Genomic DNA, 18,636 nt, shown 5'->3' with positions numbered 1-18,636 from the left:
TTGGATACATCTAAAGTCCTCATTTGCATAGGAGAACCGTTATGTCCATCTCTACTCTCAAGCGTGCTGCTGTGGCCGTCGCCGTACTGGGCGTGGTCGGCGTCGGCGGTGCAGTCGCTGTCAAACAGAATGCTGCGGTTGCCGCCGTCGCGACGCCGGCTGCGGTGACTACTGCGCCTGCAGCGGTGCCAGCACCCACCATGACGCTGCCTGATTTCAGCGTCATCGCCGCGCACAACGGCCCGGCAGTGGTCAACATCAACGTCACCGGCAGTACCAAGACTGCCTACGATGGCGGTGGCCAGCAAGGTCGCAACGACCAGTTTGCCGATGATCCTTTCTATGAATTCTTCCGCCGCTTCCAGCAAGGCCAGCAGGGCGGCCAGCGTGGTCAGCGTGCGCAGCCGACGCATGGCCTCGGTTCCGGTTTCATCATCAGCTCGGACGGTATCATTTTGACCAATGCGCACGTGGTGCGTGACGCCAGCGAGGTAGTGGTCAAGCTGACCGACCGCCGCGAATTCCGCGCCAAGGTACTGGGCTCCGATCCGCAAAGCGACGTCGCGGTGCTGAAGATCGACGCCAACAATCTGCCGGTGGTGCCGCTAGCCAAGGGTAACGATTTGAAAGTGGGCGAGTGGGTGCTGGCCATCGGCTCGCCGTACGGCCTCGATAACACCGTAACTGCCGGCGTGGTCAGCGCCAAGGGCCGCTCGCTGCCGGATGGGAACGTGCCATTCATCCAGACCGACGTGGCGGTCAACCCAGGTAACTCGGGTGGCCCGTTGTTCAACACGCGCGGCGAGGTGGTCGGTATCAACTCGCAGATTTACAGCCAGACTGGCGGCTACCAGGGCTTGTCGTTTGCGATTCCTATCGATGTCGCCAACAAGATCAAGAACCAGATCGTCGCTACCGGCAAGGTGGTACACGCCAAGCTCGGTGTGACGGTACAGGAAGTGAACCAGGGCTTTGCCGATTCCTTCAACCTGGCCACGCCGGAAGGCGCGCTGATTTCCAATGTCGAGCGCGGCGGTCCGGCTGACAAAGCCGGCCTCAAGGCGGGCGATGTGATCCTGGCGCTGAATGGCCAAAAAATCGTCAGCTCGGTCGATTTGCCGTCGATGGTCGGTCTGTCAACGCCGGGCGAGAAAATCACGCTGGACGTCTGGCGCCAGGGCAAACCGGTGCAGATCGCTGCAACCCTGGGTAACGCCAAGGACAAAGTGGTGGCGCAAGATGACGGCCCAGTCGACCAGGCCAGCGCCAAGCTGCGCCTTGGCTTGTCGCTGCGCCAGTTGGACGCCGCGGAACGCCGTGAATCCGGCATTGCCAGCGGCCTGCTGATCCAGGATGCGGGCGGCGCGGCCGCCAATGCCGGGGTGCAGCCGGGTGATGTGTTACTGTCGGTAAATGGCCGTCCAGTCAACAGCGTCGAGCAGGTGCGCGACGTGGTGGGCAAGGCCGGCAAGTCGGTGGCATTGCTGATCCAGCGCGGCGACGATAAAATCTTCATACCTGTCCGTCTGGGCTAAAGCAAATAACAAGGAAAAATATGCGACTTCTGCTGGTAGAAGACGACACCATGATCGGCGAAGTAGTGCTGGACCTCCTGCGGGCCGAGCACTACGCCGTCGACTGGGTGAAGGATGGCGATATGGCCGACACCGCTCTGCAAACGCAAACCTACGATCTGGTGCTGCTGGACCTGGGCCTGCCGCGCAAGGACGGTCTCGACGTGCTGCGCTCGATGCGCCTGCGCAAGGAACTGACACCGGTGCTGATCGCCACCGCGCGCGACGCCAAGGAACAGCGCGTCGCCGGTCTTGACGCCGGCGCTGACGATTATGTACTCAAGCCGTATGACCTCGATGAGCTGCTGGCCCGCATCCGCGCCTTGCTGCGCCGTTCGGCCGGCCGCGCCGAGCCGGTGTTCGAACATGGGAACGTGACCGTCAATCCGCAAACCCGCGAAGTGATGGCCGACGGTAAGCCGGTCAGTCTGTCGGCGCGCGAGTGGGCGGTGCTGGAAGCGCTGATTGCGCGGCCCGGCATCGTGCTGTCGCGGCATCAGCTGGAAGAAAAACTGTATAGCTGGAAGGATGAAGTCAACAGCAATGCGGTGGAAGTCTACATCCACGGCTTGCGTAAAAAGCTGGGCGCGGAGCTGATTCAGAACGTGCGCGGCCTGGGCTACATGGTTCCCAAACTATGAAGGTGAAGATGCCGTCGTTGCCACGGGTGCCGGTGGTAACGCACTCGCTGCGCGGCCGCCTGCTGTGGTTCCTGCTGGCGGCGATCACGATGGCGGCGCTGGCGCAGGCCATGATCGCCTACCGCAGCGCGCTCAACGACGCCGACCAGATCTTCGACTATCACATGCAGCAAATGGCGATGTCGCTGCGTTCCAGCGCCACGCTGACCAACAAGGCGGCCGACACGGCTGCCGATCCCGAAAACGACGACCTGGTGGTGCAGGTCTGGACTCCGGACGGTGCGCAGGTGTTCCGTTCGCTGTCGCGCGCGGCCCTGCCGCAGCGGGCTGTGCTGGGCTTCTCCAACGTCAAGGTGAAGAACACCACCTATCGCATCTTCTCGGTTCAGACCTCCAACCAGACCGTGCAAGTGGCGCAGGACATGGCCGTGCGCCAGCGCATGGCCGGTACGCTGGCGCTGCGCACCGTCGGTCCGATCGCCGTGATGGCGCCGGTGCTGATGCTGGTGGTGTGGTGGGTGGTGTCCGGTTCGCTGGCGCCGGTGTCGCGCGTCAAGCGGCAGGTGGCGGCACGCCAGGCGGACGATTTGTCACCGGTATCGGAAAACGATTTGCCCGATGAAGTGCTGCCGCTGGTGCAAGAGCTGAACTTGCTGTTCGTGCGGGTGCGCACGGCGTTCGAAGCGCAGCAGCACTTTGTGGCCGATGCGGCGCACGAGTTGCGCACGCCGCTGGCGGCGTTGAAATTGCAGGTTCTCAGCCTGGAGCGGGCGCCGGACGAGGTGGCGCGCAAGGTGGCGGTGTCACGCGTCACGGCCGGCATTGAACGTGCCACGCGGCTGGTGGAGCAGTTGCTGGTGCTGGCGCGGCAAGAGGGCGGCATCGAGGAGATTAAGCTGGAACCGGTCAACCTGGGCGAACTGGTCAAGCGCGTGCTGGGCGATATGAACGGCTTGGCGCAGGCACGCCAGATCGACCTCGGCTTGCATTACGCCGACGACGTGGTAGTGGCGGGCCAGCAGGACGCCCTGATCATCCTGCTGCGCAACCTGGTCGACAACGCCATCAAGTACACGCCGGCCGGCGGCACGGTTGATGTGGACCTGCGGCGTAGCGTGGCCGCCACAAAAAATGCCAAGCCGCGCATCCAGCTGAGCGTGGAAGATTCCGGCCCCGGCATCCCGCCAGACGAGCGCGAACGCGTGTTCAGCCGCTTCTACCGCGTGCCTGGCAGCCCGGCTGGCGGCAGTGGCCTGGGCATGGCCATCGTGCAGTCGATTGCCGAGCGCCACGGCGGCGTCTTGTCGCTCGACCAGTCCGAACGTTTGGGCGGACTGAAGGTCAAGGTCGATTTTCCTGAGACTAGCAAGCCCACTCCAGCTTAAAATGCCGTTTTAATACGGTGCTGGAGCGGCGCATGAAGAAAATCGGCTTTTCGGGAACCCTGGACCCGATCACCAACGGTCACATGTGGGTGATCAACGAAGCCCGTTCGCTGGCGGACGAGGTGGTAGTGTTCCTGTCCGAGAATTCGGCCAAGAAGCCCAAGTTCTCGGCCGAGGAGCGCAAGAGCATTATTGCGCTCAGCTGCGCCGAGCAGGGCTGGGACAATGTCTCGGTGGTGATCGTGCGTGGCGACTACACGGCGCGCGCGGCCAAGAAGCAGGGCGTCGAGTGCCTGATTCGCGGCATCCGCACCACCGCCGATTTCGATTACGAAAACCTGATCCAGCAAACCAACGTCGATGTGCTGCAAGGCGCCAAGACCGTGTTCGTGATGCCGCCGCGCGACCTCGGTTCGGTGAGCTCATCGTTCGTGAAAGCCTTGGAAGGGCCGATCGGCTGGAACTGGATCATGAAGAAATTCGTGCCCGGCCCGGCCTACCATGCGTGGGTGCTGAGCTGGTTGCGCCGCGAGTGGGAAATCCTGTGGGACTACGAACACCGCGACGCTACCGCCATCGCCCATGCCGACCAGTGGTTCGTGCAGCTGACCGGACCGACTGCGTACGGTGGCACGGCGCGCTACTATCACAACCTCGATCATCTGGTGCACGGCTTGTGCGAAATCCGCGCGTGGGCGGCCAATACGCGTCCCGATCCGTTGGACGTCGACATCATCAAGCAGGCGTTCTGGTTCCATGATGCCGAGTACGGCCACAGCGGCGATCCCGGTACGCTAAGCAATGAGGAAGCCAGCGCGCAGCTGTGGCTGGGGAGCCACCTCGGGCAGGAGATGGGCGATGCAGCTGAACTGATACGCGCGACCGATCACTTCCAGGAAGCCTCGATCACGCATCGTTTGAAGGATATTTTGCTGTGCGTAGACCTGGCCATCCTGGGGCAGGACGACGAGGTCTACCAGAACTACGCGCGCGCCATCCGGCAGGAATACATCCACCTGCCGGACGCCAAATACCGCGAGCAGCGCGGCGGGGCGCTGGCGCACCTGTGCCGCAAGGCGCAGGCCGGTGAACTGTTCCGCGATGCTTACTTCGCGGACCAGTACAACGACCGCGCCATCGACAACATGCAGCAGGAGATGGAGCGGCTGGCGGTCAAATAGGTGGCAGCTGGATGCTTTCCTTACGGGCGGCCATTTGTTCGCCCAGCGCTTCCAGGTCGAGCTTGGTTTTGCGGGCTTTGGGGAACATCTCGCCTTCTTCTTCGCCGACGTGGTGCTCGATCATTTCTGACAGCACCTTGACTTTGGCGTCGTACAGGTCGTCAGTCGGCTCCATGCTCTGGATTTGGGCGATCAAGTCCTTGGCGGAGGCGTGCTCGACGACGGCTTCATCCATCAAGTCTTCGTCCTTGGTCGCCTCGCGCACGGCCGGGTAAAAAATTTCTTCCTCGATCATGGTGTGCTTGGTCAACGCTTCGCAGATTTGCAGCGCAAGTTTCTGCTTGCTGACATGAGCGCGGTCGCCCAGCTTTTCATACTGTTCGAACATTGCCTTGACGTGTTCATGATCCTCAACCAGCAGCGTGATGGCGTCTTGCGGCTGGGTTTCAGTAGGGATGGGTTTGGGCATACGGCCCGACGTCTGGGTGGTGGTAGTCATATCGGCTCCTTGGGTGGCGAAAGTCCAGTCTAGGAGCCCGACATGGCCCGGTCTGTGCGCCGGACCACATCAGGGAAAGAGCGCGAATTAAAAGCGGTTCCAGTTATTGCGGCGGTGTTCGCTGGCTTCTTTCATCAGGTGGCTGGCGCGCAGTTCGTCCTTGGGTGACAGGGCGTCGCCCAACTGGACCGCCATCGCCAGTTCCTGGATCGCAGGTGGATATTCATGCTCGGCCGCCTCTTCCAGCAGCAGGCGGGCTTGGGCGTGGTCTTGCGGCACGCCCGTACCTTCGTTGTAGAAGTTGGAGAGCAGGAACATGGCGTGCGCGTTGCCACGTTCGCTCGCCTGCGCCAGCCAGTGTGCGGCTTGTGCATCGTCACGCTTCACACCTTCGCCGTTTTTGTAGAGCAGACCCAGCACCAGCGCCGCTTTCGCGTGCTGATGCTGGGCGGCGATGGCATACCACGGCGCTGCCGCAGCCGGCGCGGCGGGCACGCCCAGCACGCCGATGCGCAGCATTTCGCCCAGCTGGAACGCGGCTTCCGTATCGCCGCCGCGTGCTGCCTGTTCAAACAACTTGAGCGCATCGTCACGCTGCGTTGGACGCGACTGGTACAAGATGGCCAGCTCGCGCTGCGCTACCGGCATATTGTTTTCAGCCCACGCCATCAGCTTACGCTCGGCGTGCGCGTCAGCTTCCTGCTTGGCCTTCATGCCGATGACTTCGATTTGCGCCGAAGTCGGCTTCTCGTGCTGGAGCTGGCAGCCAAACAGCAGGGCCGCAGCCAGCGAGGCGATGACGATGCGCTGCATGTTATTTGCTCAGATCGATGGCGTACTTGGCGAAGCCGCTGGCGTCCAGGCTGCCTTCGGCCGTGACGGCGGTGATGCCGCTGCTCTGGGCCAGTGCCAGGTGGCCTGGCGCCGAACGCAGGATCACCGGACCGGCGGTCGCCACTTTCACAAAGCTCCAGCTGCGCGCGCTGCCATTTGCTGCCAGCGTGACCTTGCCGGTGGCCGTGCCTTGCGCCGTCAGGTAGTTGCTGACCACGGCCTGGTTGGCGTCCGGCGATTTGATGATGGTCTTGCTGCCATCAATGCCCGGCACCGCACCGCCGCCGCCTGCGCGGTAGTCGTTGGTGGCGACGATGAAGTCATCGCCATTGGCCACGGCCTTGCCTTTGTAAGTCAGGTTGACGATGCGGCTGCCCACCGGCATGGTGACGTCGATCTGGTAGGTCAGCGCGTTGTCTTCGGCGTAGAACACGTCGTAGTTGTAGATGGTGCCATACGACGGTACCAGATCCTGTTCGGTGGTCTTGGTCGGATCGATCTGGCCGAACTGCTTGGCCGCCGTTTCCAGCCAGTTCTTCAAGTCGGAACCCTTGATCTTGACCGCTTGCAGGTTGTTGTTCGAGTACAGGTACAGGTCGCCCGGATTACGTACTTGCAGGCCCACCGGCGCCGCCGCGCTGGCGCCGGGCGCCACATCGGTAAAGTCGGTTGGACCGTTGCGGCCAGCCTTGAACGGCGCGCTGCACGAGATCACCGGAATGCTCTTGTAGCTGGCGAGCGTCGCATCGGTGCTGGTGGCGATGAAGTTCTTCACGTAGGCCAGCTGTGCCTGGTTCACCAGCTGGATCGCGCTGACGTCGCCGGCCAGTGCGAAGTAGGCCGACATTTCAAAGTCAGTGCTCACGCCCAGCGGCTGCTTGGCGTAGGCGATGGTGGCCGCATGCTCGGTGGCGACCAGCGGTGCAATGCTGCTGTCGGCGGCGATGATGGTAGCGCCATCGGTGTACTTGAAGCCGCGCGATTCCACGGTGGTCTTGGTTGGCTGTACCACCCACTTACCGCCGGTGTAGGCCAGCGTCAGCTTGATGATGCCGAGGCGGCGGCCCCAGCTCTGCGCCATCACGGTTGGCACGCCGTTGACGAAGCCGTTGACGGCGTCGATGTTGGCCGAAGCCGGGAAGGCCGCGAACGAAGCGTCCAGTGCCGGTGCGTTAGTTTCTTTCCCTTTGGGGAAGATCAGGTGCGAGTGGCCGATCAGCAGGGCGTCGATGCCGGTGCTGGTCAGGTGGTAGGAACCGTTTTCCATTTTCGGGCTGTAAGTGCTCGGGTCGAGGCCGCCGTGCGACAGCGCGACCACCAGGTCGGCGCCTTTGCTGCGCATCTCCGGCACGTATTGCTTGGCCGCTTCCTGCACGCCGGTGACGGCAACCTTGCCGGCCAGGTTCTTCTGGTCCCACTCAAGGATCTGCGGCGGCACAAAGCTCATGATGCCGACGTTGAGCTTCACGTCCAGCTTGCTGCCATCCGGCTTGGTGGCTGAGAAAGTGCGTGGCAGCAGGGAGTATGGTTGCACGATCGGCTTGCCGCTGGAAACGCCGGTGACGTTGGTCAGCACCAGCGGGAACGATGGCGAACCGCAAGTACCGCTCGGCTTACTCACGCCCGGAATACCGAAGTCAGTGTTGGTGATTTGGCTCAGCAGAGGCAAGCCGTAGTTGAATTCGTGGTTGCCGAAGCCGCCGCCGTCGAACTTCATGGCGTTCATGACTTTGTGCACGGCCATGGTATCAACGCAGGCGATCGGTTTGGTGACGGCTTGCAGGTCGCCCAGCAGCGTACCCTGGATGTTGTCGCCGTCGTCCAGCAGCAGGTTGTTCGGGTTCTCGGCGCGCGCGGCCTTGACCAGCGAGGAGGTGCGCTCCAGGCCGAGACTGGTGTCCTCGGCCAGCGAGTAGTAGTTGTAGCTCATCACGTTGGCGTGGATGTCGGTGGTTTCCAACAGGGCCACGGTAACGGTCGTGCCTTCCGGGATCGCCGGAACGGCTGGGGCGTTATCGCCACCGCATGCTACGAGACCGGCTGCGCTCATGGCGGCCAGCATCACCAGATTTAATTTCATCGAAACCTCGAAGAGTGGAAAAATTCAAGGTTGCGACTTTAACTAGTTTAAGTGACCGCTCCGTGACATGCGCAAATTAATAAGCCCAGTACGGTCCGGCTTTGCCGGCCGCGCTCATATCCTCCATCACCACGAACACGCGGCGGCCATAGAAGAAGGGCAGGCCCCAGTCGAAATAATTGCCGGACGAGGTGCTGCTGCCCACCGTGCCGCCCACCTGCGCCGCCGTGATGGTTGAGGCCAGGCTGACCATGTTCACCAGGTTGAAGCTGACCGTGCCGGAGGCGCTGCCGTCCGCGGCGGCGTTGGTCGCTGTCAGCGACAGCGTCGCGGCCGGGCAGTAGAAGTCGCCGCCGGAGCACTGGCGGATGGTGCTGTCGGTAAAGAAGTAACCGTTGGAGCCGCTGTCGATGAAGCTGGCGCTGTAAGTCTTGCCCTTGTAAGTGGTGCTGAAGTCGCCGCTGCTATTGGCCTTGTAAATGGTCTCGCTGGCGATGGTGTTGTTGCTCTGTGTGTTGACGCCAAACACCAGCGTGCCGCTGACCGAGGTCAGACCGGCCGTGCCGACACTGGGCATGGTGATCAGCAAGCCGTTGTTGTTGACGGCAAACGAGGCCACCGGATTGCTGATCTGTTTGGCCAGCGGCATGGCGCTGGCGGTGCAGCTACCGCTGGCGCAAGCGTAGTAGACACCGCTGATGGCAGCGTTGGCGCAAGAACTACCGCAATCCTGCTTGAACATGCCGACCCCGAGGATGCCCTTGGCGCCGATGGCCGACAGCGTGCCGAGATTGCTGCCGGCGCTGCTGCAACTGGACGGCGTGCTGCTGTAGCTGGCGCCGGTGTCGCCGATTACTTGTATCGAAATGCCGGACGCTACTTCATCGGCCATCTTGACATCGGCCTGGCGCACCGCGCCCCAGGTATAGCCGCTGATGAATTTGCCGCATTCGCCGGCATCGTCGCCGGAAGCGGTGCTTACGGCCGGCAGCGCCAGTGTACTGCTGAGCTGGCTGGCCAGCAGGCGCAGGCCGTAGGAGCCGGTGTCGAGCAGCACGTGGTCGATGGTCTGGCAGGTGGTGGTACCGGGCTTGCACACGGTCACGCTGACATACGGCACATTGATTACGCCACTGACGCCGCTTGGCCCGCTGTCGACCACAATGGCGGTGCTGTTGCTGAGCGCTGCCGTGACGCTGAGCGCGGCGCTGCCGCTGGCCGAGCCGCCGTCACCGCTGCACGTCATGCTGTAGGTAAAGCTGCCGGCGGCGGCCGGCGTGATGGTGACCGCGCCGGAAGTGGCCTTGCTGCCGCTCCACGCACCGCTGGCAGTGCAACTGGTGGCGTTGGCCGACGACCAGCTCAGTACCGTGGTTTGCGCGCTGGTGATGCTGGCCGGCGCCAGCGTCAGGCTGACGGTCGGCGAAGGTGGCGGCGTGCTGACCGTGACCATGGCGGTGCTGCTGGCGCTGCCGCAGGTGAGGGTGTAGCTGGCGGCGCCGGCATCGCCCGCCGTAACGGCTTGCGTGCCGCTGCTGGCCACTGTGCCGCTCCACGCGCCGGAGGCGGTGCAGCCGCTCGACGGCGCGTCACTGACGCTCCACGTCAGCGTGATGATTTGGCCGGTGGTGGTGGCGGTCGGCGAAGCGCTGATACTGATCACCGGCGTGGCCGCTTTCATGGCCTCGGTGGTGGCGGTGCTGGTAGTGGTGGCCGAACCGCCGCCACCGCCGCACGCCGCCAGTGCCAGGCACAGCAGGGCGCCGACAAGATGAGCGTATTTCATGCAGGCGTCCTTATTCGATGGTGCTGGTGTCGAAGCCGGCCGGCAGCGCGCTCGGAATCCAGGCCTGGCCGCTGAAGGCGCGCATGTGGCCGTTGGAGACGATCACCGCGTCGGACTGGTCGACCGCCAGCTGCGAGTGGCCGGCCTTGGGCCGCTTGGCGGCGGTACTGGTCATGATGGCGAACTTATCGCCCAGCAGCGTGCGTAAGTCAGGCAAGGTGGGACCTTTCCAGCTGACGGCAAATACCACGCCATTGGCGTCGACGTATTCGCGCACAACGGTGCCGCTGTCGAGGGTGGATTGGCTGACGGTGTAGACAGTGTCGCTGGCGGTCGCGGCGAGGCTGCGCGCGGCTAGCTTGCTCTGCGTGGTCGCAGTGCCAAAATTGGAAGGGGAACTGCCCAGCGCTGCCCAGGCGAGTGCGCCTTGCAGCAGGGACAGGAAAAACATCAAAGTGAACGCGCGGCGCATAGAACACTCCACTGCCGAAATAAAGACAATGAAGTGTAGAACGGCGCTGCGTTGGGTTAGGTTAGCGAGATGTAAGAAAACGTTACTTGGGTGGGGGCTGCTGGGTGTAGATCACCATGGGCGGCTGCGCGGCGAGAAGGGGGAGCTTGGGTGGCAAATTGTTCCATACGCGCCTCGATAGCGGCAAACCGTTCACGGCTTTCCGTTGAGGACTCTTCAAGTTTGGCGATTCTGGCTTCCATCTTTCCAGGTTAGCCAGCGAATGCAGTGACGTCCAGCGCTGCCGGACGTCACCTTTGTGCTACACCATCAGAACTTGACGTACAGGCGGCCGAAGTAGGACGCGCCGTTCAGGCCAAACTGCACAGATTCGTACTTGAAGCCGTTATCGGTTTCGTCCGGATTCTGGGTCGTTGGGTGAACGTTAAAGATGTTATTGCCACCAAACGAGAACTTCATGTTCTTGTTGATGGTGTAGGTGAACGCCAGGTCAGCCGAGGTTTTCGACTCGTAGTGCTGGTTCGCCACACCGGCGGCGGTGCCGCTGTAAGTGCCCAGGGTCTGCGGACCGAAGTGGATGATCTTCAGGTCGGTTTCCCAGGCAGCGTGGGTGTAGTCGAAGCCCAGCGTGGCCTTCGAGCGCGGTGCGCCTTGCTCGATGTACAGGCGTTCTTTTTCCGACAGCAGCACGTCTTCATAGCCCTTCAGCGAAGCCGGCGCGTGGATGCCGGTCACTTCGGTTTTGCTGACGTTCATGGCCAGGAAGGTGGTCAGTTTGTCGGCGCCGAAACTGGCTTTGTGCGAAGCGGTCAGGTCCAGGCCCTTGGTCTTGGTGTCGACCGAGTTGACGAAGAACTGCGCCTGGCCGACACCCAGGGTGGCCAGCTTGGCGGCCAGCGTTGGATAGTTGCTGTCGTCAAAGCGGCCGGACAGCACGATGCGGTCCTTGATCTTGATCTGGTACAGGTCGGCGGTGACGGAGACGGCCTGGGTTGGCGTCCAGGTCGAACCCAGCGTAAAGCTGGTCGATTTCTCTTCCTTCAGTTTCGGGATGCCGGCCAGGTTGGTGACAGCGCTGTTGTTTGGCGCCAGCACCACGTCGGTCGGCACGCCGCCGATGAAGTCGGTGAAGGTCGACGAGAAGTACATCTGTTGCAGCGACGGGGCGCGGAAGCCGGTCGAGGCCGAACCGCGCAGCAGCACGGCTGGCGCCACGCGCCAGCTACCGGCCAGCTTGCCGGTGGTGGTCGAGCCGAAGTCGCTGTACTTCTCGTAGCGGGCTGCGCCTTGCAGCTTGACGGTGTCGGTCAGGTCGGCTTCGAGGTCGATGTAAGCGGCCACGCTGTGACGGTTGGCATCCACCTGGTCGCCAGGCTGGAAGCCCGGGAAGCCCTGGCTGCCGGCAGCGCCGCCGATGCCGACGCCGTCGGCGTCGCTGTAGGAGCCCAGTTCACCGGCGTAGATTTTGTAGTTTTCGTGACGGTACTCGCCGCCGAACGCCACGTTCAGGCCACGGCCGACCAGATTGTCGAAGTAGCGGTTGAAGTCGAGGTTGGTGGTCAGCTGTTCAAACTGGAAACCGCCAGCGTTGAAGCTGGTTGGGCTCACGCCCTTGCCGCCAGCCAGCAGGTCCTTGTTGGCGATCGACGCATTCAGCGTGTTGCTGATGTTGTAGATCATCTTGTTTTTGCCGTAGGTCTGCGACAGGTCCATATTCCACTCGCCCAACTGGTTGCGGTGGCCGAGGATGGCGTACTGGTCATCGATCTTGGCGTTGATGAACGGGACGAAGCCGTTCGGGTACATGGCCGCCGAGTTACGCGACGGGATGTCGTCGCTGCCGATGCCGCCGCGCGCCCAGGCGCCCGACGAAGCGTCGCGGCTCTGCGCGCCAGCCGTGAAGTACAGGCGGCCGGTGCCGACGGTTGGCAGTTCGCCGTTCAGGTAGATGGTCTGGTTCTTGGTCTTGCTGTCGCCGATGGTGCGTGGATTGTCGGCGTCGGCGCGGTTGGAGCGGCCACGGTCGAGGTATTCGCCGGTGATGCCGAGCACGCCACCATTGCCGATTTCAAAGCCGCAGTAGGCCGAGGCCAGGTAGTTCTTGCCGTCGTGCTTGCTGTATTCGCTGAAGCCGGCGACCGATTCGCAGCCCTTGGATTTTTTCAGGCCGATGTCCATCACGCCGGCAATCGCGTCCGAGCCGTACTGGGCGGCGGCGCCGTCGCGCAGGATTTGCACGTCCTTGATGGCCAGCATCGGGATGGCGTTCATGTCGGTGCCGGTGTTGCCGCGGTTGCGCGCACCGAACAGGTTGACCAGCGCGGTAGTGTGGCGGCGCTTGCCGTTCACCAGCACCAGCGTCTGGTCCGAGCCGAGGCCGCGCAGGGCGGCGGAATCGACCAGGTCGGCGCCGTCGGAGCCGGTCTGGCGGGTCGAGTTGAACGACGGGGAAATATAGGTCAGGGTTTGGGCCAGGTCGAACTGGCCACCGCTTTCGGCGGTCTTGCTCAGTGGAATCACATCGACCGGCACCGTGGTGTCGGTGGCCGAGCTGGTAGCGCGGCGCGAACCGACTACGCTGACCGATTGGATCGAAGTATCTTGTGCGTAGGCTTCAGTGGTCAGGGCCAGGGTGCTGGCGCCGTACAGGCTGAGTAAGACGGCTTTACGTAAGGTGGTATTGGCGAACACGTGTCGTCTCCCATGAAAAATTTGATTTTATGCAAATTGGTCATATATACAGGTGATTTTGTAGCAATTTGACATGCAAACATTATTTTGTGTTGTATGCATGCTTCACCTCTGTGTTTCCCTTACGTAGTGCTACGCAAACTCGGTTTTTCCACCAATTAAAATACTTTCATCGCGCAGTTGCGTGCGCAGCAGGCAGGGCGTGCCGACGTTGGCGCCTTGGTACAGCGAGATGCCGGTTTGCAGGTGGACCGTGAGGGCGCCGGCGGCCACGCCGGTGGCGCCGTCTTCGGCGGCTTGGTCGAGGTGGTTGAGGTTGCGGCCTTCCAGTGCACCATCCTGGCGGCGGCACCAGGCGTAGCAGCCGCTGACGCCGTGCTGCTTGCCCCAGTCGGCAATGGCCTGCAGGTCGGGCGTGAGGGCTTGCAGGGTGGCGCTGTCGGCCACTTCCAGCAGCAGCTTGGGGCTGCCGACCGAGGCGATCACCGGCGGCGAAGCCAGCACGATGTCCGGCGCGGCCAGCAAGCGGCCCGGCAACTCTGGCGGAATGCTGACCTCCGGCACCGCCTGCGGCGTCAGCTGGATGAACACCTCGCCATCCTGCAGGATCAGCATCAAGGGCTGGCCGCGCATGGCAGTGCGCACCTGAAGCTCAGGCCGTTGCGGCGACAACAGCACCCGCGCCGCCGCCAGCGTAGCGTGCAGGCACAGCGAGCTACGCATGTGCGGGTAGAAGTAGTCCAGCACGATGACGCCATCGCCGCTGCAGTCGATGAATACGCAGGCGGGCTTGCGCTGGTCCCTGGCAAACAGCTGGCGCTGTTCAGCGCTGCTGTGGTCCTGCTGGATCACCAGGGCAGGATTGCCGCCACCTGCCGCCATGCCAAAGCATAACAATTCCTGCACAATGGTTTCCTGCATTCTGCTCCCCTGAATCTGCACTTCATCGCATCCCTGCAGCCGCATATTGCAGCAAATGCAAGAATGCCTGCACATCAAAAAAGGGGATCATCATAATGCGTAATGCTGTTTTCGTGCTGTGCCTGATGGCTGCCGCACCGGCTCTGGCCGCTCTGGCCGTCACCACGCTGATCGATGGCCGCAAGGTCGAATGTGTGGCCTTGAAAAATCCGTCGGCCACGGTCACGGTGGTATTTGAAAACGGCTCGCGCGCCACGGTCGACAAGTGGGGCAAGGTGATTGAGGGTGTCGCGCCGCAGGCGTCCGTGTTTGCCTACAACCGTCCCGGCTATGGCGATAGTGACGACACCGCCGCGCCGCGCGACGGCCTGACCATAGTCGAAGAACTGCGACGCAACCTCCGGCATGAAGGTATGAAGCCGCCTTACATCCTGGTCGGCCATTCGCTGGGCGGGCTGTACGTGCAACTGTTTGCCAAGCGCCATCCGGACGAGGTGGCGGGCATCGTGCTGGTGGATGCGCTGTACCCGGGCATCATCAAGAAGCAAGACGACTTCCCGCTGCTGACGCGTGCCGGTGCCTGGATGTTTTTCTCCAGCACCGTGCGCAAGGAGATCGGCAGCATTTATGAAACCGGCGAGCAAGTGCTGGCGCAAGGCGGCATCGACAACAAGCCCATGATCCGCCTGCTCAACCAGCCCAAAGGCGCGACCGCCGTACCGGTCGATTTCGGCGTGGTGAACAGCGACCCGCAAACCATCGCTGTGGTGCGCGCCATGTACCCGCAGGCGAAAACCGTCATCGTCGATTCGGACCACCAAATGCAAACCGCCTCGCCGGAAGTCATCGTCCAAGCCATCAACGACCTCATCGCCGCGCAGCGCAAATAGACCGCAGGGTGGTGTAGAATACTGTATAAAAACACAGTATTCAATATGAGCTCGCCACTGCCCGTTTCTGGACTGCCGGCCTATGCCGAGTTGTTCTGCTTGTCTAACTTCTCTTTTCTGCAAGGCGCTTCGCATGCGGAGGAGTTGGTCGCGCGCGCGGTGCAGCTGGATTATGCAGCGCTGGCGATTACCGACGAGTGCTCACTGGCCGGCGTCGTGCGCGCTCACGCCAAGGCCAAGGGCAAGATCCCGCTCATCATCGGTAGCTACTTCCGGCTGACCAATCCGGATGGTACGCCGGGCTTGTCGTTGGTGGCGCTGGCGCGGAATCGTGATGGGTATGGCAATCTTTGCGAAATTATCACGATTGCGCGCAACCGCGTGGCCAAGGGCAGTTACCTGCTGACGCCAGCCGACCTGGCCGCGCCGCCGCCCGCGTTTGCGCACCTCAAAGGTTTGCCTGATTGTTCGCTGATCCTGCTGCCGGACTATCCTGCGCATCGCCCGCAGGATGTGGACCAGCTGCACGCGCAGGCGGCGTGGATGGAAGCCACGTTCCCTGGCCGTGCGTGGATGGGGCTGAACCTGCTGCTGCGCTCTTTCGACGAAGCGCATCGCCTCAGCATTGCCGAGGTGGCGGCGCAGCACCAGATGCCGGTGGTGGCGGTCGGCCATGTCTGCATGCACGTCCGTTCGCGCAAGCCGATGCAGGATACGATGACGGCGATCCGCATCGGCAAGCCGGTGGCCGAGTGCGGCTACGCGCTGGCGCAGAACGCCGAACAGCACCTGCGCTCGCGCGTGCAGCTGGCCAACCTGTATCCGCCGGCGGCGCTGGCTGAAACGCTGCGCATCGCCGAGCTGTGCGAGTTCAACCTCGAACAGCTGCGCTACGAATATCCGCACGAGCTGATTCCGCCCGGCCACACGCCAGCCAGCTATCTGCGGCAAGAAGTAGAGAAGGGCCTGCTGGAGCGCTGGCCCGCTGGCGAACCTGAAAATGTGCGTACCCAGATCGAGGCAGAGCTGCTGCTGATTGCCGACCTGAAATACGAGGCTTATTTCCTCACCGTGTATGACATCGTCCGGTTTGCAAGGTCGCAAGGGATACTGTGCCAGGGCCGTGGCTCGGCTGCCAATTCGGCGGTTTGCTACGTGCTGGGCGTAACGGCCGTCGATCCTGCGCGCGGCACGCTGCTGATGGGGCGCTTTATTTCAAAAGAGCGCAACGAACCGCCGGACATCGACGTGGACTTTGAGCACCAGCGGCGCGAAGAGGTGATCCAGTATATCTACGAAAAGTACGGCCTCGACCGCACCGCCTTGGCCGCCGTGGTGATCAGCTATCGTCCCAAGAGCGCTCTGCGCGACAGTGGTAAAGCGCTGGGCATCGATCTGGCGATCGTCGAAAAAGTCTGTACTTCACAGCGCTGGTTCGATAGCCGCCATGATCTGGTGGGACGGCTGGCCGAGTGCGGGCTTGATCCGGAATCGCAATTGGCGCAGCAGTGGGCGGCGCTTGCCTTTTCCTTGCTGGGTTTTCCACGGCATTTGTCGCAGCATCCCGGCGGTTTTGTGATCTCGCACGAAAAGCTGACGCGGCTAGTGCCGATCGAGGCGGCCACCATGGAGGGCCGCCAGGTCATCCAGTGGGACAAGGATGACCTGGAAGAACTGGGCTTGATGAAGGTGGATGTGCTGGCGCTGGGTATGCTGTCGGCCTTGCGGCGCGCACTCGATTTGCTGGAGCGGCATCGCGGACAGAAAATGAGTTTGTACGAGATCCCGCCCGAAGATACCGCTACTTACGAGATGATGTGCGAAGCCGATACGATAGGTGTATTCCAGATCGAATCGCGTGCGCAGATGAGCATGCTGCCACGTCTGCGGCCCAAGGAATTTTATGACTTGGTAATCCAGGTGGCGATTGTGCGGCCGGGACCGATCCAGGGCGGGATGGTGCACCCATACCTGCAACGGCGCATGAAGAAGGAAGCGGTACATTGTCCTCCCGGGCTGGAAAAAGCATTGGAACGCACGCTGGGCGTGCCGATTTTCCAGGAGCAGGTGATGCAGATTGCCATGATGGGGGCCGGCTTTACTGAAGGCGAAGCCGATGAATTGCGGCGCGCCATGGCAGCCTGGAAGCGCAAGGGAGGCATTGAGAAGTACCAGCAGCGCATTCTCGACGGTATGACGGCACGTGGCCATCCCCTTGCTTTTGCCAAGGCGATTTGCGAGCAGATCAAAGGCTTTGGTGAATATGGTTTCCCTGAATCGCACTCGGCCAGCTTTGCCCTGCTGACCTATTCAAGTTCATGGATCAAGTGCCACGAGCCGGCGGTATTTTTGTGCGCGCTGCTGAATAGCCAGCCGATGGGTTTCTACAGCCCGTCTCAGCTGGTGCAGGACGCCAAGCGGCACGGTGTGGTGGTGCGCGAGATCGACGTCGCCGTCAGCGGCTGGGAGACCTCGCTGGAGGAGCCGGCCGGCCAGCGAGGTCAACCGGCAGTGCGGCTGGGCCTGAATATGCTGAAAGGGATGGGCGAGCCGGCGGCGCTGCGCATCGAGCAAGCGCGCAGCAAGGGGCCATTCGCCAGCGTGGCCGATCTCGCACGGCGCGCTGACCTTGACCGCCATGCGCTGCACGTGCTGGCCGGCGGCAACGCGCTGCACCAGTTGGCCGGGCACCGGCGGCAAGCGCTGTGGCAAGCCGTCGGCGCCGTGCCCGACAAAGACCTGCTGCGCCCGACCATGCCGGACGAAGCCGCGCCCACTCTGCGCGCGCCGACCGAAGGCGAGGACATTCTCGGCGACTACCGCTCGCACGGTCTGACCTTGGGCCGCCATCCGCTGGCGCTGCTGCGCGAGACGCTGTTGAAGCATCGCTTCATGCCGGCCGAGGTGCTCAACACTTACACCAACAACATGCTGGCGCGCGCCTGCGGCATGGTCACGGTGCGCCAGCGTCCTGGCACCGCCAAGGGGGTGATCTTCATGACACTGGAGGATGAGACCGGCAACGTCAACGTCATCATCTGGCCGGCCTTGCTGGAACAGCAGCGGCGCGAGGTGCTGAGTGCGCCGCTGCTGGGGGTGTATGGCGTGTGGCAACAAGAGGGCATGGTGCGCCACCTGGTTGCCAAGCGGCTGGTCGACATGTCCCATTTGCTGGGACGGCTGCCGACCATCAGCCGCGATTTCTGCTAGCGTGAGCCAAGGTCGCGGCGCAGGCTGGCGCCGGCGCTGTAGTAGTCATGCACCTGGCTGGCCCAGGTCTGGTTGGCCATGTCTGGCCAATGGTCCTTGTCAAAGCCGGGCGCGGCCTCGATGCGCTCCTTGTCGAGGTTGAGCGTGAAGCGCTTGTTGATGGTGTCCAGCGTTAGCGCTTCCCACGGCACGGCAAACAGCTTCTCGCCGATGCCCAGCACGCCGCCCGAGGCCATCACCGCATAGGCGATTTTGCCGGTACGCATATCCAGCATGATCTCCTTGATCTCGCCGAGGTGCTCGTTTTTCAGGTTGTGGACGTGGTCGCCAATCACGGTGTCGGCCCCCATTAGTTCAGGTCCGGGGCCTTTGTGGCCGTTGTCTACATACATGCCATATTGATCACGATCTTCGTAGCTCATGACGAATCTCCTTTCATTATTGAGTTGTCATTTTGTTCTTTTGTGCAAGC

14 protein-coding genes are annotated in these 18,636 nt (G+C 62.4%); 6 read left to right on the top strand and 8 right to left on the bottom strand.

Translation table 11 applies throughout. The annotated features are described in order from the left end of the window. The first annotated feature begins 41 nt into the window (after positions 1–41). From GTP46_RS21315 to coaD, 4 genes are read left to right on the top strand one after another with little or no spacing between them, the layout of a single operon-like run. Positions 42–1,535, top strand: coding sequence for a Do family serine endopeptidase (locus GTP46_RS21315; protein WP_161008633.1), 1,494 nt, complete (start codon positions 42–44; stop codon positions 1,533–1,535). Positions 1,536–1,555: 20 nt separating this feature from the next. Continuing rightward, complete coding sequence (locus tag GTP46_RS21310) at positions 1,556–2,215, top strand: response regulator (RefSeq protein WP_161008632.1); 660 nt, start codon at positions 1,556–1,558, stop codon at positions 2,213–2,215. Between the two features lie 8 nt (positions 2,216–2,223). Continuing rightward, positions 2,224–3,600 carry an ATP-binding protein gene (locus GTP46_RS21305; protein WP_229259044.1) on the top strand — a complete coding sequence of 459 codons (1,377 nt, stop codon included), beginning with the start codon at positions 2,224–2,226 and terminating at the stop codon, positions 3,598–3,600. A 32-nt stretch (positions 3,601–3,632) separates the two neighbouring features. Next, positions 3,633–4,781, top strand: a complete 1,149-nt coding sequence (coaD, locus tag GTP46_RS21300) for a pantetheine-phosphate adenylyltransferase (protein WP_161008630.1) — start codon at positions 3,633–3,635, stop codon at positions 4,779–4,781. Here the strand turns inward: coaD and GTP46_RS21295 are convergent. The 7 genes from GTP46_RS21295 to GTP46_RS21265 form a co-directional block, all read right to left on the bottom strand. Next, positions 4,774–5,280 carry a hemerythrin domain-containing protein gene (locus tag GTP46_RS21295; RefSeq protein WP_161008629.1) on the bottom strand — a complete coding sequence of 169 codons (507 nt, stop codon included), beginning with the start codon at positions 5,278–5,280 and terminating at the stop codon, positions 4,774–4,776. The two genes, coaD and GTP46_RS21295, sit on opposite strands and share 8 nt — an antisense overlap. A gap of 87 nt (positions 5,281–5,367) precedes the next feature. Further along, positions 5,368–6,093 (bottom strand): tetratricopeptide repeat protein, encoded by a 726-nt coding sequence (locus GTP46_RS21290; protein WP_161008628.1) that lies wholly within the window; start codon positions 6,091–6,093, stop codon positions 5,368–5,370. Position 6,094: 1 nt separating this feature from the next. Next, a complete protein-coding gene (locus tag GTP46_RS21285) occupies positions 6,095–8,194 on the bottom strand; it encodes a bifunctional 2',3'-cyclic-nucleotide 2'-phosphodiesterase/3'-nucleotidase (protein WP_161008627.1) in 2,100 nt (699 codons plus the stop codon). A gap of 76 nt (positions 8,195–8,270) precedes the next feature. Further along, on the bottom strand, positions 8,271–9,980 hold the full coding sequence (locus GTP46_RS21280; protein ID WP_161008626.1) for a DUF3443 domain-containing protein: 1,710 nt from the start codon (positions 9,978–9,980) through the stop codon (positions 8,271–8,273). 10 nt (positions 9,981–9,990) lie between these two features. After that, complete coding sequence (locus tag GTP46_RS21275; protein ID WP_161008625.1) at positions 9,991–10,452, bottom strand: DUF2844 domain-containing protein; 462 nt, start codon at positions 10,450–10,452, stop codon at positions 9,991–9,993. Positions 10,453–10,761: 309 nt separating this feature from the next. Then, positions 10,762–13,143, bottom strand: a complete 2,382-nt coding sequence (locus GTP46_RS21270) for a TonB-dependent receptor plug domain-containing protein (RefSeq protein WP_161008624.1) — start codon at positions 13,141–13,143, stop codon at positions 10,762–10,764. Positions 13,144–13,275: 132 nt separating this feature from the next. Further along, positions 13,276–14,064 (bottom strand): PhzF family phenazine biosynthesis protein, encoded by a 789-nt coding sequence (locus tag GTP46_RS21265; RefSeq protein ID WP_161008623.1) that lies wholly within the window; start codon positions 14,062–14,064, stop codon positions 13,276–13,278. A gap of 95 nt (positions 14,065–14,159) precedes the next feature. On the opposite strand from GTP46_RS21265, the gene GTP46_RS21260 reads away from it, so the two are divergent. Together GTP46_RS21260 and GTP46_RS21255 are read left to right on the top strand one after the other, a co-directional pair. Next, on the top strand, positions 14,160–14,954 hold the full coding sequence (locus tag GTP46_RS21260) for an alpha/beta fold hydrolase (RefSeq protein WP_161008622.1): 795 nt from the start codon (positions 14,160–14,162) through the stop codon (positions 14,952–14,954). A 45-nt stretch (positions 14,955–14,999) separates the two neighbouring features. Beyond that, on the top strand, positions 15,000–18,164 hold the full coding sequence (locus GTP46_RS21255) for an error-prone DNA polymerase (RefSeq protein WP_161008621.1): 3,165 nt from the start codon (positions 15,000–15,002) through the stop codon (positions 18,162–18,164). Here the strand turns inward: GTP46_RS21255 and GTP46_RS21250 are convergent. Next, positions 18,161–18,586 carry a PRC-barrel domain-containing protein gene (locus GTP46_RS21250; protein WP_161008620.1) on the bottom strand — a complete coding sequence of 142 codons (426 nt, stop codon included), beginning with the start codon at positions 18,584–18,586 and terminating at the stop codon, positions 18,161–18,163. The two genes, GTP46_RS21255 and GTP46_RS21250, sit on opposite strands and share 4 nt — an antisense overlap. Between the last annotated feature and the right edge of the window lie 50 nt (positions 18,587–18,636).

This window comes from Duganella flavida (assembly GCF_009857445.1).
Lineage (GTDB): Bacteria > Pseudomonadota > Gammaproteobacteria > Burkholderiales > Burkholderiaceae_D > Rugamonas > Rugamonas flavida.
The sequence above is the reverse complement of the archived record's forward strand: the minus strand, read 5'-3'. Positions and strand labels throughout refer to the sequence as shown.

What these genes read in the sequence shown, in the direction of transcription:
- GTP46_RS21315 (WP_161008633.1), top strand. Translation starts at nt 42, where the DNA reads ATGTCCATCTCTACTCTCAAGCGTGCTGCTGTGGCCGTCGCCGTACTG.
- GTP46_RS21310 (WP_161008632.1), top strand. Translation starts at nt 1,556, where the DNA reads ATGCGACTTCTGCTGGTAGAAGACGACACCATGATCGGCGAAGTAGTG.
- GTP46_RS21305 (WP_229259044.1), top strand. Translation starts at nt 2,224, where the DNA reads ATGCCGTCGTTGCCACGGGTGCCGGTGGTAACGCACTCGCTGCGCGGC.
- coaD (WP_161008630.1), top strand. Translation starts at nt 3,633, where the DNA reads ATGAAGAAAATCGGCTTTTCGGGAACCCTGGACCCGATCACCAACGGT.
- GTP46_RS21295 (WP_161008629.1), bottom strand. Translation starts at nt 5,280, where the DNA reads ATGACTACCACCACCCAGACGTCGGGCCGTATGCCCAAACCCATCCCT.
- GTP46_RS21290 (WP_161008628.1), bottom strand. Translation starts at nt 6,093, where the DNA reads ATGCAGCGCATCGTCATCGCCTCGCTGGCTGCGGCCCTGCTGTTTGGC.
- GTP46_RS21285 (WP_161008627.1), bottom strand. Translation starts at nt 8,194, where the DNA reads ATGAAATTAAATCTGGTGATGCTGGCCGCCATGAGCGCAGCCGGTCTC.
- GTP46_RS21280 (WP_161008626.1), bottom strand. Translation starts at nt 9,980, where the DNA reads ATGAAATACGCTCATCTTGTCGGCGCCCTGCTGTGCCTGGCACTGGCG.
- GTP46_RS21275 (WP_161008625.1), bottom strand. Translation starts at nt 10,452, where the DNA reads ATGCGCCGCGCGTTCACTTTGATGTTTTTCCTGTCCCTGCTGCAAGGC.
- GTP46_RS21265 (WP_161008623.1), bottom strand. Translation starts at nt 14,064, where the DNA reads ATGCAGGAAACCATTGTGCAGGAATTGTTATGCTTTGGCATGGCGGCA.
- GTP46_RS21260 (WP_161008622.1), top strand. Translation starts at nt 14,160, where the DNA reads ATGCGTAATGCTGTTTTCGTGCTGTGCCTGATGGCTGCCGCACCGGCT.
- GTP46_RS21255 (WP_161008621.1), top strand. Translation starts at nt 15,000, where the DNA reads ATGAGCTCGCCACTGCCCGTTTCTGGACTGCCGGCCTATGCCGAGTTG.
- GTP46_RS21250 (WP_161008620.1), bottom strand. Translation starts at nt 18,586, where the DNA reads ATGAGCTACGAAGATCGTGATCAATATGGCATGTATGTAGACAACGGC.